The organism is Posidoniimonas corsicana (genome assembly GCF_007859765.1).
Taxonomy (GTDB): Bacteria; Planctomycetota; Planctomycetia; order Pirellulales; family Lacipirellulaceae; genus Posidoniimonas; species Posidoniimonas corsicana.
In genome coordinates, this window is sequence record NZ_SIHJ01000001.1 from 3,630,346 (window position 1) to 3,646,669 (window position 16,324).

The following is a 16,324-nucleotide window of genomic DNA, read 5'->3' on the forward strand; positions in this document are numbered from 1 at the left end:
ATGACCGACCACCATCGTCCAACCAAAACAGCCACCAACGCCCACGCGCCGCGGCTGTCGGCGTTCTGGATTGCGTTGGCTACGGTTTGCGCGGCGTACGTGCTGTTGCTCCTGGCGATGCTAGCCGCCGACGCCATGTTCGCGCTACTGCCGGGCGGGCAGGCAGACGCGGCGAACGGACCGGGTCCGTTGTCAGCGGCGTTGGCGGACCCCAACATCCGGCACTCACTGCACCTCACGCTGGTGAGCTGCACGATCAGCAGCCTGCTTTCCCTGATGGTCGCGACGCCGATTGGCTACCTGCTATCGCGCGGGTCGTTCCCGGGCAAACGACTCGTGGACGCCGTGATGGACATCCCGATCGTGCTGCCGCCGCTGGTGGTGGGGCTGAGCCTGCTGGTCCTGATGCAGTGGTTCCCGCCACCGCTGCGAGACGCGGTCGTGTACCAAACGCCGGCGGTAATCCTAGCGCAGTTTGTCGTGGCTTCGGCGTTCGCGATCAGGGTGATGCGGGGAGCGTTCGACCAGACGGACCACCGCCAGGAAGAAGTGGCGCGGTCGCTCGGCGCCAGTCGATCGCAGGCGTTCGGCTGGGTGGTGCTGCCTCAAGTCCGCGGCGCCATGCTGACGGCCGGACTGCTGGCTTGGGCCCGGGCGATGGGCGAGTTCGGCCCGCTGCTGGTGTTCGCCGGCGCGACCCGCGGCAAGACCGAGGTGCTGTCGACCACGGTGTTTCTTGAGTTGAGCGTCGGCAATCTGCGGGGCGCCGTGGCGGTGTCCCTGCTGATGATCGCGGCCTCGGTGCTGATGCTGACCCTGGCTCGACTGGTCGGCGACCGAGCTGCCTAGCTCAGCGGGATGGTCGACTCGGGGGGCCAGCATGCTTATCCTAGACCGTTCTCGGTTGCGATTATTCCTCCTCCGACCACGCTCTCCCACGAGGCCCACCATGCTCCGATTCACCGCACTCGCTTCACTTGCAGTCATCCTGGCCGTTGTTGGCGTCGCCGGGGCAGATCATCACGAGGAGGGAGAGGAGTGGACCAATCTGCTGGCGAGCGACTCGCTTGAAGCCTGGAAGGGCTACAAGCAGAAGGGCTCTCCGAAGGGCTGGGCGGTAGAGGACGGTGTGCTGGTCAACAAGTCGAGCAACGTCGACCTGATCACGAAAGAGAAGTACGGCGACTTCGAGCTGCGTTTCGACTGGAAGATCTCAAAGGGCGGGAACTCCGGCGTGATCTATCTCTGCGACGAGAGCGAGGGCGCCAGCTACATGACCGGGCCCGAGTTCCAGCTGCTGGACAACAAGGGCTGGGGCAACGATGACTTCGACCCTCATTCCACCGCGTCGCTGTACGCCCTCTACCCGGTGACCGACGCGAAGGCCAAGCCGGCAGGCGAGTGGAACACGTCCCGCATTGTCGTCCGCAATGGCAAGGTGGAGCACTGGCTGAACGGCGCCCAGGTGGTGTCCGCCGAGATTGGCGGCGGCGACTGGAAGAAACGGGTGGCCGAGTCGAAGTTCAACGCCTGGAAGCGATTCGGCACGCTCAATTCGGGGCAGATCGCCCTCCAGGCCCACGCCGGCAAGGACGGCGCCATCGACCCGACCTGGTTTCGCAACGTGAAGGTGCGGCGCCTTGACCAGCAGGATTAGTAGCCGACTGGGCTAGATGCAGACAGCCTCGTGGTCGAGCACAGCGTGCGTGTCGCGCGACTGCAGCGGGATGCGGATGTGGAACGCGGCGCCCTGCCCTTCGACCGAGTCGACATCAAGCGTCCCGCCTAGGCGGTTCACCACTGCGTTGTAGGCCAGCGCCAACCCCTGCCCGCTGCCTACGCCGATCTCTTTCGTCGTGAAGAACGGGTCGAACACCTTGGGGAGCACCTCCGCCGGGATACCGGCGCCGGAGTCCGCCACTTCGATGCTGACGTGCCGCGACTCGGCCCTGGTGGTGATAGTGATCTGACCGAGGGGGCCGCGTTCGCCACGTTTCTCGCCGATCGCGTCCGCGGCGTTCACCACCAGGTTCAGCACGACCTGGTTGAGCTCAGAGCTCACCGCCATCGGCTGTGGCAACTCTGCCTGCAGATCGAGTTTGACCTCCGCGTGCTCCTTCCAGTGGTTGCGTGAGATCTTCACCGCGTTCTCGATCGTTTGGTTGACGTCAGTGGGCGCAAGCTCCGATGCTCCCGGGTGCGACATGCACCGCATCGCGTGCACGATCTCGACCACACGCTGAACTGCCTCGGATGCCTCGTCGATGGCCTCGGGGATCTCTGATTCGGATGCGCGTGCATGCTGAGGGTTCGATGCACCGAGCACGGCGTCCATCTCGCGGCGTAGGTACTCGATGTTGTTGGTAACGCATTGAAGCGGCGTATTGATCTCGTGCGCAATGCCCGCAGCAAGCTGTCCCACTGACTCCATCTTCTGGGCGTGCGCGAGTCGGCGTTCGAGGTCCTTCATGCGGGTCACCTCGGCCAAGAGGATCTCGGTCTGCTCGGCCTTATCCTTGAAAACCTGTGCCGCGGCGGCCATGCGGCCGAGCTCATCACGGCGTCCGATGCCGGGAATGTGCCGGCAGCGGACGCCCTTGGACAGGTTCACCAGGGTCGCCGTGATGGCGTTCAACGACGACGCGACGTTGCGTCCGATCAGCCACGAAGCGAAGACACCGAGCACAATCGTCATCGCAGAGATGAAGTTGTTGGCCTGCCGAAAACGACTGCTCTGGTCCGCCATGTGCATCGACAGCTGATCGGCGTGGCTAAGGCATTGCGATCGGACCGTCTCGGCAAGCCGGCGGAATTCCTCCGCCTCGCCGGCAAGCACTACGTTGACCAGGTGCAAGTACCCGCGTGTCACCTGCACCATCCTCAGAAACGCCGACTCGTACTTCGCCAACAACGCGATCATTCGGTCCCGGTCTGCTCCGGCGGCAGTCACCCTACCAAGTTGGGCCGCACACTCGGCGACGCTCTGCTTCACCGCGTGAACCCGAACGGAATCCGGGCTGTGCACAAACTGCATCGCCTTGAGCTGAGCAGACTTGAACGCCGACAACGCTGCAGCGAACGGCTCGCCTTCGCCCGGAGCGGCTGCCGCGGCGAGCGACTGCTCGAGCTGCTCGGCAAGGCCGGCCAACTCTTCGTCCACCAGGGTGCGTCGCAGTGCGCGGTCGGTGACGACCGACGCGAAGATCTCGCGGTGCGTCTTCAGGCCCGACACCATCAGCGTCAGCACTTCGGGGTCCACCACAGCGTTTGCCGGGCCCGACTTGACCGACTTGAGCAGCCTCCCGAGCTCGTCCTGCAGCTCGACTACCCGGTGCTCTGGGCCTCGATAACCGCTGAAGGCGTAGAGCAGCACGTTACGCTGCAACTCTCCAACGGCGTGGTCAAGTTGATAAAGAGTTTCGACCTGGGTGCGTAGTCGCTCCTGGGCTGCGCGATCTGCTTCTGCGCGTGCGAGGCCATAGTGGCCGAGCGCAACAATCGACAAGTGCAGCACCAGCACGATAGCGAAGCCCGCGCCGATTTTTCCCGACACGCTTAGCGCGAAACCAGACTCTTGAGATTGATCGGCCATCAGGATGTCAGCAGCTCATACCAACGGATCAAACTGTACTCATAGGAGTCCATTACGGTGTTCCACACCGCGACGTTCCCGAATCGCTCCGCGTAGGACCCGCCCGAGCGGACGTCGCCCGCGTCCACCGCGGTGCGGCCATCGGCGCCTGGCAACGCCCGGCGTGCGGGCAGGCCCTCGTACCAGTAGTCCCACTCGGCAGGCGACAGGTGCTCACGCGCCCGTTCGGGAATCGAGATATAGTACCCCTGCCGTGCCATGTACGCGCCCGGCCATCCCTCAAGCCACCAGTTCAGGTAGTCGTAGGCGGCGTCCTTGGCTGCCCCATTACACTTAGAAGACAGGCAGAGCACGCCATGCCAGCCGCGGTACCCCTCACTCGGCGCCGCGTAGCGGACCGGGACCCCCTTCCCGTTGAGCTCCGACACCGCCGGCGAGAACATGCTCTCGATGTCCACGCGGCCGGACCTCATGAAGCGGATCGATTGCGGCACCGAGTTCCAGATGCCGCCGAAGTGGCCGTCGCGTCTGAGCTTGGTGAGCACCTCGAACAGAGCGTCGATCTCGTCCCGCGTCATATTGCCGAGATCGGCGAAGCTGACGAGGCCCCGCGCCTGAGCGGCGAGCGCGGCGTCGAAAATCCCGATGGCGGGCTCGTTGACCAGGCCCACCCGGCCATGGTGGGCAGGGTCGAGCAACCACCCCCAACTCTCCGACTCGTACGGCGTGCCCGGCTTGATGCGGGCCGTGTTGTAGCCAAAAGAGTCGACGTTGTGGACGTACGGGACGAAGCTCACCGTTTCGGACCGCGTTGGCCCAAGGGCGCCGTCTGGCTGGACGTGGAGCAGCGTGTGCGGGGCGTCGCCGGCGCCAATCTTCACGTCCTCGGACAGCCGACCGGTCTTGCTGAGGGGGTTGATCTCGCCCCACCTCCCGATCCGCTGCGTCTCGATCGGTTGGATCGCGTTCGCCTGGTAGAGCACCTTGATGCTGTTGGACCACTGCTCGTAGACGTCGAACGACTCAGGGCGGGTTGAGGCCTTCTGCAGCACGCCCGCACTCCCCCGCGCCTCAAACGAGATGCTGAAGCCGAGGTCCCGCTCCGCCTGGCGCCGGATGTCCTCCTGCATCGTGACATCAGTTCCCAACACCCGCAGCGTGGTCGGCCGACGGATGTGCGCGGCTGGTGCGATGCGGCCGAGCAGCAGGCCCGAAGCGGCGCCGGCGGATTGCGTCAGGAATGCTCTTCGAGAGACCGTCATCCAGGTGATGCCCAGCAGAGTTCGATTCGGCGGTAAGCCCTACCCAGGGACCGACGCACAAGGATAGGTGGCCCAAAGGCAGCCAAGATTCCTATCCTGGTTGATTGCCGCACCCGGCCGCCGGTTCCCAACGGTTGAGCAGGAGGCGCCGGTTGTGCGGCCCCCCTGAGGGCAACCTCGCAGCGTTGGTGAAGGCTGTGTGCGGCCGGCCGATGCGCTGGTTCTGGTAGTAACCCGCAGTCCACTCGACTGCTAAGATGAGTTCACCTTATCAAGTCCGATCCCAGTCCCCCTTCCGAGGTGCTTTGTGCTCCGGTGCTTACTGGTTTTCTGCATCTTCGCGATGCCTTCGGCCGTATGTTCAGCCGATGAAATCGTGTTACAGGCAGCTGAGGGGCTGCAATGGCGTCGCGGCAACCTGCACACCCACTCGCACTGGAGCGATGGTGATGACTACCTGGAATCGATCGCCGTTTGGTACCGCGACCAGGGCTATGACTTCTTGGTCTTTACCGACCACAACGTGCTGGCCGACAGCGAGCGATGGGAGCGCGTCGACCAAACCAAAGGGGGGCGCCCCGCATTCGAACGCCTCAAGCGACTCTTTCCGGGCTGGGTAGAGGAGCGGTCAGCAGGCGGGGCGACCGAGGTGCGGCTACGCCGGTTCGCAGAAGTAGCCGAGAAACTTAACCGACCCGAGAGCTTTCTGCTGATCCAGGGCGAGGAGATCAGCGACGCGTTCGGGCAAGCGCCAATCCACCTGAACGTCGGCAACGTCCAGAAGCTCATCCGCCCGCGGCACGGGCGCGACGTTTTCGAGACGATCCAGAACAACGTGCGCGCCGCGAACGAGCAGCGGGAAGAAACCGGCCAGCCGCTGCTGGTGCACCTCAACCACCCGAACTTCGGCTACGCGGTGACGGCCGAGGACCTCATGCGGGTGCAGGGCGAGCGTTTTTTTGAGGTCTACAACGGGCACCCGTCGGTTCACAACCACGGGGACGCCCAGCACGCGGGGACCGAGAAGATCTGGGACATTGTGCTCGCCCACCGACTGGCGGTGTTTGATCTTCCGCTCATGTACGGCATCGCGGTCGATGACGGCCATGACTACCACGAGATCCCCAGCAGGAAAAGCAATCCGGGCCGCGGATGGGTGCAAGTACTGGCCGAGGAGTTAAAAGCGGGGCCGCTCATCCAAGCCATGGAACGCGGCCACTTCTATGCCTCGAGCGGGGTCTCCCTCAAGCGGATCACCGCTGGCGAGAAGGATCTCACCGTTGAGGTCGACCCGCAACCAGGCGAGAGCTACACCATCGAGTTCATCGGCACACGCGCAGGAGTCGACCTGACTGGCGAAGCAGTGGTAGGCGAAGATGGCAAACCGCTCCGGGCGACCCGCCGGTACAGCGAGAAGGTTGGCGAAATTCTCTCTCGGAGCGTTGGCGCCCGGGCTACCTATACGTTCGCTGGCGACGAGTTGTACGTCCGCGCTCGGGTGACCTCGTCCGCACCCCATCCCAACCCTTCCGAGCCAGGCGACTTCAAGCAGGCCTGGGTTCAGCCAGTCGCGGTTGCCCGATAAGCAACCGCGCCCTACGTTGGCGTCCATTTCGCGAGTTGCACCGTGATCCCGTCGGGGTCTGGGAAGTAGATCCGGTCCCCCTCGCGGCGGGGCCTCGCGCCCGCCTTGCTCAGCTTCTCCATGGCCTCGTCAGGCTGATAGCCCGGGATTCCAAAGCAGTAGTGGTTCATGCCCGGTGAGTTCGACCGGAACAGCGCCAAGATAAAGTCGCCCCCAGGCGGCCCCATGAAGCAACGCTGCTCCCCTCCGTCTCGCTGCACGGTCAGCCCTAGGTGCTTTGCATAGAAATCTTGAGAACGTGCGACGTCGGTCACATTTAACGCGATGTGGTCGAGCCCCTTCCCTTTGAAGACCGGCGAGGAATCGTCAGCGGGCTCCGCCGCAGGGCATTCGACCGCGGCCATCGCCGCGCCCAGCCCAATCAGTTTGGCAATCAGGTCTCGACGGGAGAGAGCGCCCTGCTCGTATTTGGAGAATAGCTGTTCGGGCAGATGCGGGTTCATAGCACAACCTCCGCCTGGGATGGGTGGATGCCGCCTCGCCTTTGAGCGGCGTTCAGCCCATCATTGGACCAGGCTCAGGACGGGCAATCCACTCGGCGTGAGATCTTCGAGTAGGCGCATAAAAAAACCCGGCTTGGGAAGGCTAATCCCCAAGCCGGGTCTATCAAAGCAATTCAGTGAGTGATTCTGATTTAACAGAGAACTTCCTGGTCAACCAAGGACTGTCCCCATTATTCCAACTGAATGTCGCCATTCAGTTGGTCTAAGTTATCCTTAGAAAGGAGGTGATCCAGCCGCAGGTTCCCCTACGGCTACCTTGTTACGACTTAGTCCCAATCACGGAGTTGACCCTAGGCGCCTGCTTCCGAAGTTAGCTCAGCGACTTTAGGCCCCCCCCACTTTCGTGGCTTGACGGGCGGTGTGTACAAGGCTCAGGAACATATTCACCGTGGTATGCTGACCCACGATTACTAGCGATTCCGGCTTCATGCAGGCGAGTTGCAGCCTGCAATCCGAACTGGGGCGCGCTTTTTGGGATTTGCTTACTCTCGCGAGTTCGCTTCCCTCTGTACGCGCCATTGTAGGACGTGTGCAGCCCAGGCCATAAAGGCCATGAGGACTTGACGTCATCCCCACCTTCCTCCGGTTTAACACCGGCAGTCTTGCTAGAGTCCCCGACATGACTCGCTGGCAACTAGCAATAAGGGTTTCGCTCGTTAAGGGACTTAACCCGACATCTCACGACACGAGCTGACGACAGCCATGCAGCACCTGTGTATGTTCCACCCGAAGGCGTGGCCCTGCTTTCACAGGGTTAATCCATACATGTCAAGGCCTGGATAAGGTTCTTCGCGTAGCCTCGAATTAAGCCACATCCTCCACCGCTTGTGTGAGCCCCCGTCAATTCCTTTGAGTTTCAGCCTTGCGACCATACTCCCCAGGCGGAGCACTTAACACTTTCGCTACGGCCAAGAGCCTATGGGGGGGCCCTCAACCAAGTGCTCATCGTTTACGGCTAGGACTACCGGGGTATCTAATCCCGTTCGCTACCCTAGCTTTCGTGCCTCAGCGTCAGAAGAGACCCAGTAAGCCGCTTTCGCCACTGGTGTTCCTGATGATATCAACGCATTTCACCGCTCCACCATCAGTTCCGCTTACCTCTGTCTCCCTCAAGCATGCCAGTATCGGGCGCAGTTCCACAGTTGAGCTGTGGGATTTCACACCCGACTTAACACGCCGCCTACGCACCCTTTAAGCCCAATAATTCCGAATAACGTTTGGACGGTTCGTGTTACCGCGGCTGCTGGCACGAACTTAGCCCGTCCTTACTGTAAATAGGTCAAATCCTGCTCTTCACAGGACCTTCCTCCTTACTTTCACGGTTTACAACCCGAGGGCCTTCATCCCGCACGCGGCATTGCTCGGTCAGACTTTCGTCCATTGCCGAAGATTCTCGACTGCAGCCACCCGTAGGTGTCTGGGCAGTGTCTCAGTCCCAGTGTGGCGGGCCACGCTCTCACGCCCGCTACCCATCGCAGCCTTGGTAGGCCATTACCCCACCAACAAGCTAGTAGGACGCAGTCCGCTCCCAGGGCGGAATCTCACCTTTGATCCGGAGATATTATCTGGCATTACCCTCAGTTTCCCGAGGCTATTCCAGACCCTGGGGCACGTAACTACGCGTTACTCACCCTTTCGCCGCTGTCCAGGTCTAATGCAAGCAAAAGACCCTTCTCGCTCGACTTGCATGCCTAATCCATGCCGCCAACGTTCATTCTGAGCCAGGATCAAACCCTTCAATTGATGTATGCATTAATCAGGACCGAAGCCCTGACCAAAGAGCCATTCATTGAAGTAGCTTGGTTGGCTACTTAACTCTGTTGGTCTTGTGGCAGATTGTTGAACAAACCCAAGGGGCCTGCCCTCAAACCTGCCGCCAAACCTGTATCAAATACAGTCTTGGCTGACTCAAGGAGGTTCTCACTCACCAAATTGTCAAAGATCGCTTTGCTCCCAGAGGAAGCTCCCCCCCGCAGGGGAGCCCAACATTATTCCGGAGAACGGCGGGCGTTGCAAGCCCTGTTGGGGAGTTTTTCGCCAAGTTTTTTGAAGCGGATTGCTTCGCCAAACTTGGCGTCGCTTGCTTGCCAGAACGGTTGTCGCCCTGACTCACATGCGAGACTCGGAATCTTAACGATCGGCGGCCGACTGTCAACGGCTTGAGAGAGAAAAACCAAGTTTGGTCGTGGCAATGCGGCGAACGCTATCGGCTCCCGGTAATCCACGACGGTTATTGAAGGCCTAACGCGCTCGAGATCGTGCGGCGGCAAACATCGGTACGATGCCAAGCGTCGACGCGCCCGGGCAGGGGACTAAGTGAGCGCCCGACTCGCCCGCGAACGCATCACGCCACAGCGTGTAGTCAGCGGCATCGACGCGTCCGTCGTCGTTCCCGTCTGCGAGTGCGCTGCCGGTGACGCCGTACTGTGCTCGCCACAAGGCGTAGTCCGCCATGTCGATCACTCCATTGCGGTCGTAGTCGCCCGCTGCTGCAGGGATCCCAGCCTTCCGCGGGTTCACCAGCACCACCTGATTCCCGATTACATCGGTGAGGTCCGGGCCATTAAGCGGGTGCAGGCTCCAACCGCCTGACAACGGGTTGTCCGCCAAAGGATTGAACACGGCGTCGTCGCCCGGCGCCGCCCGCAGCAGGGCGTGGTGCTCGTCGATCGTCACCCCTTCGAAACTCGGCGGGCCTGCGCCGGGCGCGACGACCCACAACCCCCATTCGAATCGCCAGGTTTGAACCGCCGTGGTGAATGGCGCCGCCCCGCCGTAGACGCCATCGGTTTCCGCAACCGGCAAGGTAGGCGTCGATCCAGCGGTCGTCGGGTTGTCGGCGTTTATCCAGTGATTTCCCCGAAAACCGAAGCTCTCTTCGAGGACTCCCGGCCCGTCGAAATTGCCCGCCCTGCGCCAGCTGTCGCCGCGGTAGGCGATGACATTGTCGGCCAGGACGCCGTTCTGGGTCTCCACAATTGGCTGGCCAACATTCTCATTCAGGATGCGGAATGCCCAGTCGCCAGGGTCTATTACGTAGTTGTGGTGAAACACACCACCGTCGATGTTGACCCAGGAGACTGCACTGCTTCCCCCTAAGATCACATTGCCCTCAACCGTGATCTCATCCGCCTCGTACCCGCTGTCGCCATCGACAAATCGGAAGAACGGCGCGCCGGTCGACCCGCCAGCCTGCACACCCCGCCCGATCCCCGCGGGCAGCTCGATGTAGTTCGCACGGATCGTGATGTCCTTGCTGCCGCCCTTGGGGCGGACGGCCGAACCACCGGCGGCAACCGAGCTGACGAATGTGGAGTTCTGGATCAATCCGCGGTGGCAGCCGACCGGGTCAACAGCACTGCCCCCGGCGCCCCAGTCGCGAACCTCCACCTGATCGATCACAAACCCGGTGACCCCGGACAGCTTGATTCCGTCGTTATTGCCAGTGGCCGCCATCGACCGGACCGCGACGCGCCGGATCGTGATATCGGTCGATGGGGTGCCGAATGATCCCCCGTCATCGATGTTCAACCCGTTGCCCGTCTGCTGCTCGAAGACCAGGTCCTCCAGAACGACGGACGTCGCGTCGGACAACTGGATCCCGTTCGCCCCGCCGATGATCCGGGCCCGATCGGCCGGATCTTGGCTGCGGATAGTCACGCCGGAGAGCCCCGACCGGTAGTGGCCGCCGGCGTAGTCTCCAGGCGCAAGAAGGATGACATCCCCCGACTGGGCGGCAGCCAGTGCACTAGCGAATTCGGCCGTCGTGGCGACCTGGTGGTCCAATCCCTGGGCGGCTGGGACGGACAGGAAGAGGCACAGCAGCGCCGCTGCTTGGCCGAACCGGCACGCGGTGCGTGTGGCGCGATTCATGGCGTCTCCGTGGCTGTTAGCCGGTTTAGCAGGGGAGCCCAACTGATTAGAATGGCCCCTCCACCCCCGGTCAATTTTTTCTACGAGCGAAGCGAGCGAGGCGATGGCCTGCCGAGGAGTCCGTGGCGCCACTACGGTCGAACGCAACGAGCGTGAGGAGATCCTCACCGCGACGCAGCAGCTGCTGGCGCTCTTGATCCGCCACAACAGCATCGAGAAGGAAGACGTTGCGAGCGCCACGTTCACGGTCACCAAGGATCTGGACGCGGAATTCCCGGCGCTCGCCGCCCGCCAGCTCGGCTGGCTCGATGTGCCGCTGCTGTGCGGCTACGAGATCAGCGTGCCCGGCTCACTCGGTAACTGCATCCGCGTGTTGCTGCACTGGAACACCGACAAGCCGCAGAGCGAGATCCACCACGTCTACGCCCGGGGCGCCGAACGCCTCCGCCCGGACCTCTCGAACCTGCCGGCGGTGGACCTCGGCGAGCTGGACACGTGGATCAACGAGCAGATGCAGGCCACCAAGGACAACTAGATGAAGGCGAAAACCGTTGGGGCGGGTCTCGCCCAGGCGACCCTGTTCCTCCTCGGCGTTGGGCTCATGGCCACTCCCTCCAGGGCGCAGTTGATCGTGGCTCATCGCGGCGCGTCGCACGATGCGCCGGAAAACACGGTGGCCGCGTTCGAGCTGGCGTGGGAACAGGACGCCGACGGGATTGAAGGCGATTTCCACCTCACCAAGGACCGCCGCCTGATCTGCGTGCACGACTACGACATGAAGCGGGTTTCGGGCGACCGCCGGAAGGTGACCGACCTGACGTTTGACGAGATCCGCAAGCTCGACGTTGGGGCCTGGAAGGACAGCAGGTTCAAGGGAGAGCACCCGCCAACCCTGACGGAGATGCTCGAGACCGTGCCCAATGGGAAGAAGGCGGTAATCGAGCTCAAAACGGGTCCCGAGATCGTCGACCCGTTCTTGGCTGAGCTGGGCGACGCGGGCTTTCCCCACGAGCAGCTCGTCGTTATCGCGTTTGACGGCGAGACCATCGCCGAGTGCAAACGGCGCCTGCCGGACGTGCGTTGCCACTGGCTGACCAGCTTCAAGAAGGAAGCGGGCAAGTGGCGGCCCGACGCCAGCACCGTCAAGCAAACCGCTACGAAGGCTGGCGTCGACGGCGTCGGCTTCAAGGGGGCGCCAGAGGTCCTCGACGCCGAATTCTTGACCGAATCCGGGGTCGGCGAGTTCCATGTCTGGACGATCGACGCCCCGGAGGTCGCCCGCCACTTCCAACAGCTCGGCGCGGTCGGGATCACTACCAATCGCCCGGCCTGGATCCGCAGCCAGCTGAAACCGAAGCCCGCTGACCCCGCGGCCGACTAGTACTCCCAGCTAAGCACGCCAAACACGCCGCGCTGGACGCCGGTTGTCGCGGCGAAGCCGACCGGGTCGACGAACTCTGCGTGGCTGCTGTTGAGCAGGTTCTGGCCCACCACCGCCAGCTCCATGCCGTTGCCGGCGGTCCAGGCGACCCGGGCGTCCATCTCGACGTAGCCGCCGACCGCGGCCAACGCGTCGACGTAGCGCAGGTCGGCGTCCAGCCGCAGGCAGGGGGTCACGTCGGTCGACGACTCGAGGTAGGCCATGTTGCGGGGGTAGACGCCCGGCACGTTGACGGTGTTGATGGCGGGCAGGCCCCGGTCGTCGAGCACCTCACGGTAGAACGAGTACGACGCCCGCCAGCGCTGCCACTCGGAGGATTCGTAGGTCGCCCACAACTCGAACCCGTAGGTGTCGGCCGTCGCGGAATTGAACGATCCGGCGTCCACAAACGGCGGCGTGGCCCCGACCGCGACCGTGCGGATGAGGTCGTCGTACCGGCAGAAGTAAGCCGCCACGTCCCAGTAGAACCGGTCGGTGGGCTGCCGCCGCAGGCCGATTTCGTAGGTCATGGCCTGCTCCTCCGCGATGGCCCGCGAGCCGGTCAGCCGCAGGAATTGCCCGCCGCCGATCGGGGTGACGATCGACACGTCGCGGTTGGTGACCGACGGGGTGCGGATCGACCGCGAGACCGACGCCCACAGGCTCGTCCGCAGGTCGGGCGTAAAGGCCATCCTCACCGAGGGCTGGTAGATGAAGTTTACGAAGTCGTTGTGCTCGAACTTGCAGCCCAGCGTCAGGAACAGGCGGTCCTCGGCCAGGGTCAGCGTGTCCTGCACAAAGTAGTTGATGATGTCAAAGTTGGCCGCGTCGGGCACGAAGTCGATCGCCTGCCCCGGCTGGGTGCGGACGAAAGTCTCGTAGCTGCGGAAGCCGACGCCGCTGACAAACTCGTGCGCCCCGCGGACCGCATGGCGCTGCAGGTCGATGTCGAACGCGTTCTGACCCATCACGTCGGCCACCTGCGAGCCGGGGTCGTAGTCGATCTTGTAGTGGTCGTAGTACGTCTGCAGGGACCAGTCGGTGTCGCAGTCCACCTGCCGCGTCCAGCGTGCGAGGAAGTTGCCGGTCGAGACGTCCGACGAGTCCAGCCCCACGCCGATGTCGACGGCGCCGATATCGCCCTGGACGGTCAGCGTGTCCGCGCCGCTCGGCCGCCAGTCCAGTCGGAATCCCCCCTGCTCGCCGCGGCGGGTGTCGGTGTAGCCGCCGCCCAGGTTGGCGCCGGGGTCGTCGTCCAGCTGGTTGCCGTAGACGCGGTAGGTGGCGTCGTTTCCAAGCCGGCCGCCGACGCGGGCATAGCTGAACGAGCGGTGCTCGGTCCCGCCGCCCGCCTCCGCGTAGGCGCCCTGCGTGTCGCGTGAGTCCATGGTCACGATGTTGATCACGCCGTTCACGGCGTTGGCTCCCCACACGCTGCCGCCCGGGCCGCGGACCACCTCGATCCGCTCGACCGTGTTCAGCGGCACGAGCTGCTGCTCCCAGAACACGCCGCCGAACAGCGGCGTGTAGATCGCGCGGCCGTCGATCTGCACCAGCAGCTTGTCCGTGTAGGCGCCGTTGAAGCCCCGGATGCTGATCGCCCACGTGTCCGCGTTGACGCGGGCCACGTGCACGCCGGGAACCCGCCGCAGCACCTCCATCAGGTTCCGCGCGCCCGAACGGCGGATCATGTCCTGCGTCACGACGTACACGGCCGACGGCGTCTGGCGGACGGACGTGTCGGTGCGCGACACCGTGCTTACCACCGTGTCGAGGCCCACCTCGCCCCGGGCCGTGACCACCACGTCGGTCTGGGTGAGCCGCTCGAGGTCGAGGTTGAGCAGGTCGTCCTCGCCGCCGGCAGCGTCGCCGCTCTCGTCGCCGTCTGTGAGGTCTGAGGGCGACGCGAGCGCGTCGGGCGGCGCCGGCTCGGGGCCGTAGGGGCCGGCCGCTGACGCGGCGGTCGCGACGCACCACAGCCCGACCACAAAGGTCAGGCGCAGCAGCTCTCGACGCGCGCAGTCCGGTGCCATCCGACCATGCCCCTCCGTGGCGATCCCTGAACGCCCGCCATCCTGCGGGTGTCCTCACAGAGCCTGGATCGTCAACCCAGATGCCGCAGCCACCCCAGAACGCCACAGAGTGCGGACAATACCCGTCTGGTGGATGGGCTAGGCATGCCGGAAGGGCCGGCTTCGCGCGTATCGGTGGGCGCGCTGCGGCTAAGCGTCGCAGGCTGCTAGCAGGGCGTCGCGGCCGATGCGGTCGCAGTAGTCGCCGAAGGCCTCGCCCTCGTGGCGGCCCTCCTTGAAGTGCTTGAGCACCGGCGAGAGCGTTGCGACCACCTCATCCTCGGGCACCAGATCCTTGTAGATCCAGTTCAGGCGGTCGCCCTCGACACGCCCGCCGAGGAACAGCGTGTACTTGCCCTTGGTCTTGCCGACGAGGCCGACGTCGGAGTTGTAGGGCCGGGCGCAGCCGTTGGGGCAGCCGGTCATCCGGGTGGTGAACCGCTCGCCGCCCAGGCCGAGCGAGTCGAGCTCCTTCTCCAACGCGTCCATCATGGTCGGCAGGATCCGCTCGCTCTCGGTGACCGCCAGTCCGCACAGCGGCAGCGCGGGGCACGCCATCGACCAGCGGCGGACGGTCGAGAACTGCTCAGACAGCGGCACGCCGTGCGACGTGAGGATCGACTTCAGCCGCTCCTTGTCCTCCGCTTTGATGTCGCAGAAGACCAGCCCCTGGTGGGGCGTCAGCCGCATGGGCGGGGCCAGCGAGGTGCAGACCTCGCGGAGCGCGGTCTTGAGGCGGAAGTCGCCCTCGTCCTTGATGCGGCCGTTCTCGATGTTCAGGCCGTAGAACCACTGTCCGTCGCCCTGCTCGTGCCAACCGATGCAGTCGTCGTGGCCGTTGACGTTCATCGGGCGGGAGTCTTCAATCCCCTCGCCCAGGTACTCCTCGACCTTCTGCTTGAATTTTTCGGCGCCCCAATCGTGGATCAGATACTTCATGCGGGCCCGCTTGCGGTCGCTGCGGTTGCCGAAGTCCCGCTGCACCTTCATCACGGCCTTGATCACGTCCAGCACCTTGTCGGCCGGCACGTACCCCAGCGGCGACGCGACGCGGGCGAAGGTCTTGGACGCACTGGGCGTGACGCCAAACCCGCCGCCGACCACAAAGTTGTAGCCCACGACCTCGCCGCCCTCGACGATCCCCAGCAGGCCGATGTCCTGCGAGTACACGTCCGCCGAGTTGTCGCCGGGCAGGGCGACCCCCATCTTGAACTTGCGTGGCAGGTAAGTGGGACCGTACAGCGGCTCGACCTCCTCCTGCGGCGCCCCGCCGCCCGCCAGCGTCTTCTCGCCGGCGTCGTCGGTCAGCCACAGCTCGTGGTAGGCCGGGGTACGGGGCATGGTCTCGTCGGCGATCCGGTCGGAAATCGCCTGCAGCTGGTCGTACACCCGGTTGTTCTTGAAGGGCGCGGGCGAGCACATCACGTTGCGGCGGACGTCGCCGCAGGCGGCGATGGTGGTGAGCTGCACCTCGTTGATGCGGCGGATCACCTTCTTCAGGTTGCCCTTCAGCACCCCGTGCAGCTGCAGCCCTTGGCGGGTGGTCACGCGGAGCGTGCTGTTGCCGACCTCGTCGCACAGGTCGAGCTGGGCCAGCAGCTGCTCGCTGCTGATCCGCCCGCCCGGGATCGCCGACCGCACCATGTAGCTGTAGTACTTGCCGCCGGGGACCTTGTTGGCCTTGGCCTCCTTGCGGCGGTCGCGGTCGTCCTGCTCGTAAGAGCCGTGGAACTTGATGAGCTGGATCGTGTCCTTGCCGAGGTTGGGGTTCCCATCCATCAGCTCTTCGGCAATCCTGCCCCGCAGGTAGTTGCTCTCGACCTTGATGCCTTCGACGGGGGACAGCTTTTCTTCGGCTTCGCTCATTTGGATTCTACGGGGATCGCGATCGATCTCTGTGAGGCTGGGAAAACTAGAACGGAATGATACTCTGCTGGGCCTGTGCCGGCTATATCGC

Annotated in this window: 11 protein-coding genes and 1 rRNA gene; 5 read left to right on the top strand and 7 right to left on the bottom strand. The window is 63.9% G+C overall.

Going from position 1 to position 16,324, the window contains the following annotated elements; translation table 11 throughout:
- Both KOR34_RS13895 and KOR34_RS13900 read left to right on the top strand, forming a co-directional pair.
- On the top strand, nt 1–849 hold the full coding sequence (locus KOR34_RS13895; RefSeq protein WP_146565163.1) for an ABC transporter permease: 849 nt from the start codon (nt 1–3) through the stop codon (nt 847–849).
- 100 nt (nt 850–949) lie between these two features.
- Nucleotides 950–1,657, top strand: a complete 708-nt coding sequence (locus tag KOR34_RS13900) for a 3-keto-disaccharide hydrolase (protein ID WP_197531406.1) — start codon at nt 950–952, stop codon at nt 1,655–1,657.
- A gap of 12 nt (nt 1,658–1,669) precedes the next feature.
- Here the strand turns inward: KOR34_RS13900 and KOR34_RS13905 are convergent, their stop codons facing one another.
- Both KOR34_RS13905 and KOR34_RS13910 read right to left on the bottom strand, forming a co-directional pair.
- Nucleotides 1,670–3,592 (bottom strand): ATP-binding protein, encoded by a 1,923-nt coding sequence (locus KOR34_RS13905; RefSeq protein WP_146565165.1) that lies wholly within the window; start codon nt 3,590–3,592, stop codon nt 1,670–1,672.
- Complete coding sequence (locus tag KOR34_RS13910; protein ID WP_146565166.1) at nt 3,592–4,854, bottom strand: ABC transporter substrate-binding protein; 1,263 nt, start codon at nt 4,852–4,854, stop codon at nt 3,592–3,594. Before KOR34_RS13910 ends, KOR34_RS13905 begins: the two co-directional genes overlap by 1 nt.
- A 376-nt stretch (nt 4,855–5,230) precedes the next feature.
- On the opposite strand from KOR34_RS13910, the gene KOR34_RS13915 reads away from it, so the two are divergent.
- Nucleotides 5,231–6,439 (top strand): hypothetical protein, encoded by a 1,209-nt coding sequence (locus tag KOR34_RS13915; protein WP_146565167.1) that lies wholly within the window; start codon nt 5,231–5,233, stop codon nt 6,437–6,439.
- 11 nt (nt 6,440–6,450) lie between these two features.
- On the opposite strand, the gene KOR34_RS13920 is transcribed toward KOR34_RS13915, so the two are convergent.
- The 3 genes from KOR34_RS13920 to KOR34_RS13930 form a co-directional block, all read right to left on the bottom strand.
- Entirely contained in the window at nt 6,451–6,942 is a 492-nt protein-coding gene (locus tag KOR34_RS13920; protein ID WP_146565168.1) for a VOC family protein, read from the bottom strand.
- A 277-nt stretch (nt 6,943–7,219) separates the two neighbouring features.
- Nucleotides 7,220–8,745: ribosomal RNA gene (locus KOR34_RS13925) — 16S ribosomal RNA — on the bottom strand.
- Nucleotides 8,746–9,243: 498 nt separating this feature from the next.
- A complete protein-coding gene (locus tag KOR34_RS13930; protein ID WP_197531407.1) occupies nt 9,244–10,875 on the bottom strand; it encodes a right-handed parallel beta-helix repeat-containing protein in 1,632 nt (543 codons plus the stop codon).
- 103 nt (nt 10,876–10,978) lie between these two features.
- On the opposite strand from KOR34_RS13930, the gene aroH reads away from it, so the two are divergent.
- Together aroH and KOR34_RS13940 are read left to right on the top strand one after the other, a co-directional pair.
- On the top strand, nt 10,979–11,410 hold the full coding sequence (gene aroH, locus KOR34_RS13935) for a chorismate mutase (protein WP_146565170.1): 432 nt from the start codon (nt 10,979–10,981) through the stop codon (nt 11,408–11,410).
- Nucleotides 11,411–12,256: a glycerophosphodiester phosphodiesterase gene (locus tag KOR34_RS13940; protein ID WP_146565171.1), complete on the top strand. Its 846-nt coding sequence runs from the start codon at nt 11,411–11,413 to the stop codon at nt 12,254–12,256.
- Here the strand turns inward: KOR34_RS13940 and KOR34_RS13945 are convergent.
- Together KOR34_RS13945 and KOR34_RS13950 are read right to left on the bottom strand one after the other, a co-directional pair.
- Nucleotides 12,253–14,328 carry a TonB-dependent receptor plug domain-containing protein gene (locus tag KOR34_RS13945; RefSeq protein ID WP_146565172.1) on the bottom strand — a complete coding sequence of 692 codons (2,076 nt, stop codon included), beginning with the start codon at nt 14,326–14,328 and terminating at the stop codon, nt 12,253–12,255. The two genes, KOR34_RS13940 and KOR34_RS13945, sit on opposite strands and share 4 nt — an antisense overlap.
- Before the next feature lie 189 nt (nt 14,329–14,517).
- Nucleotides 14,518–16,233 carry an NADPH-dependent assimilatory sulfite reductase hemoprotein subunit gene (locus tag KOR34_RS13950; RefSeq protein WP_146565173.1) on the bottom strand — a complete coding sequence of 572 codons (1,716 nt, stop codon included), beginning with the start codon at nt 16,231–16,233 and terminating at the stop codon, nt 14,518–14,520.
- Between the last annotated feature and the right edge of the window lie 91 nt (nt 16,234–16,324).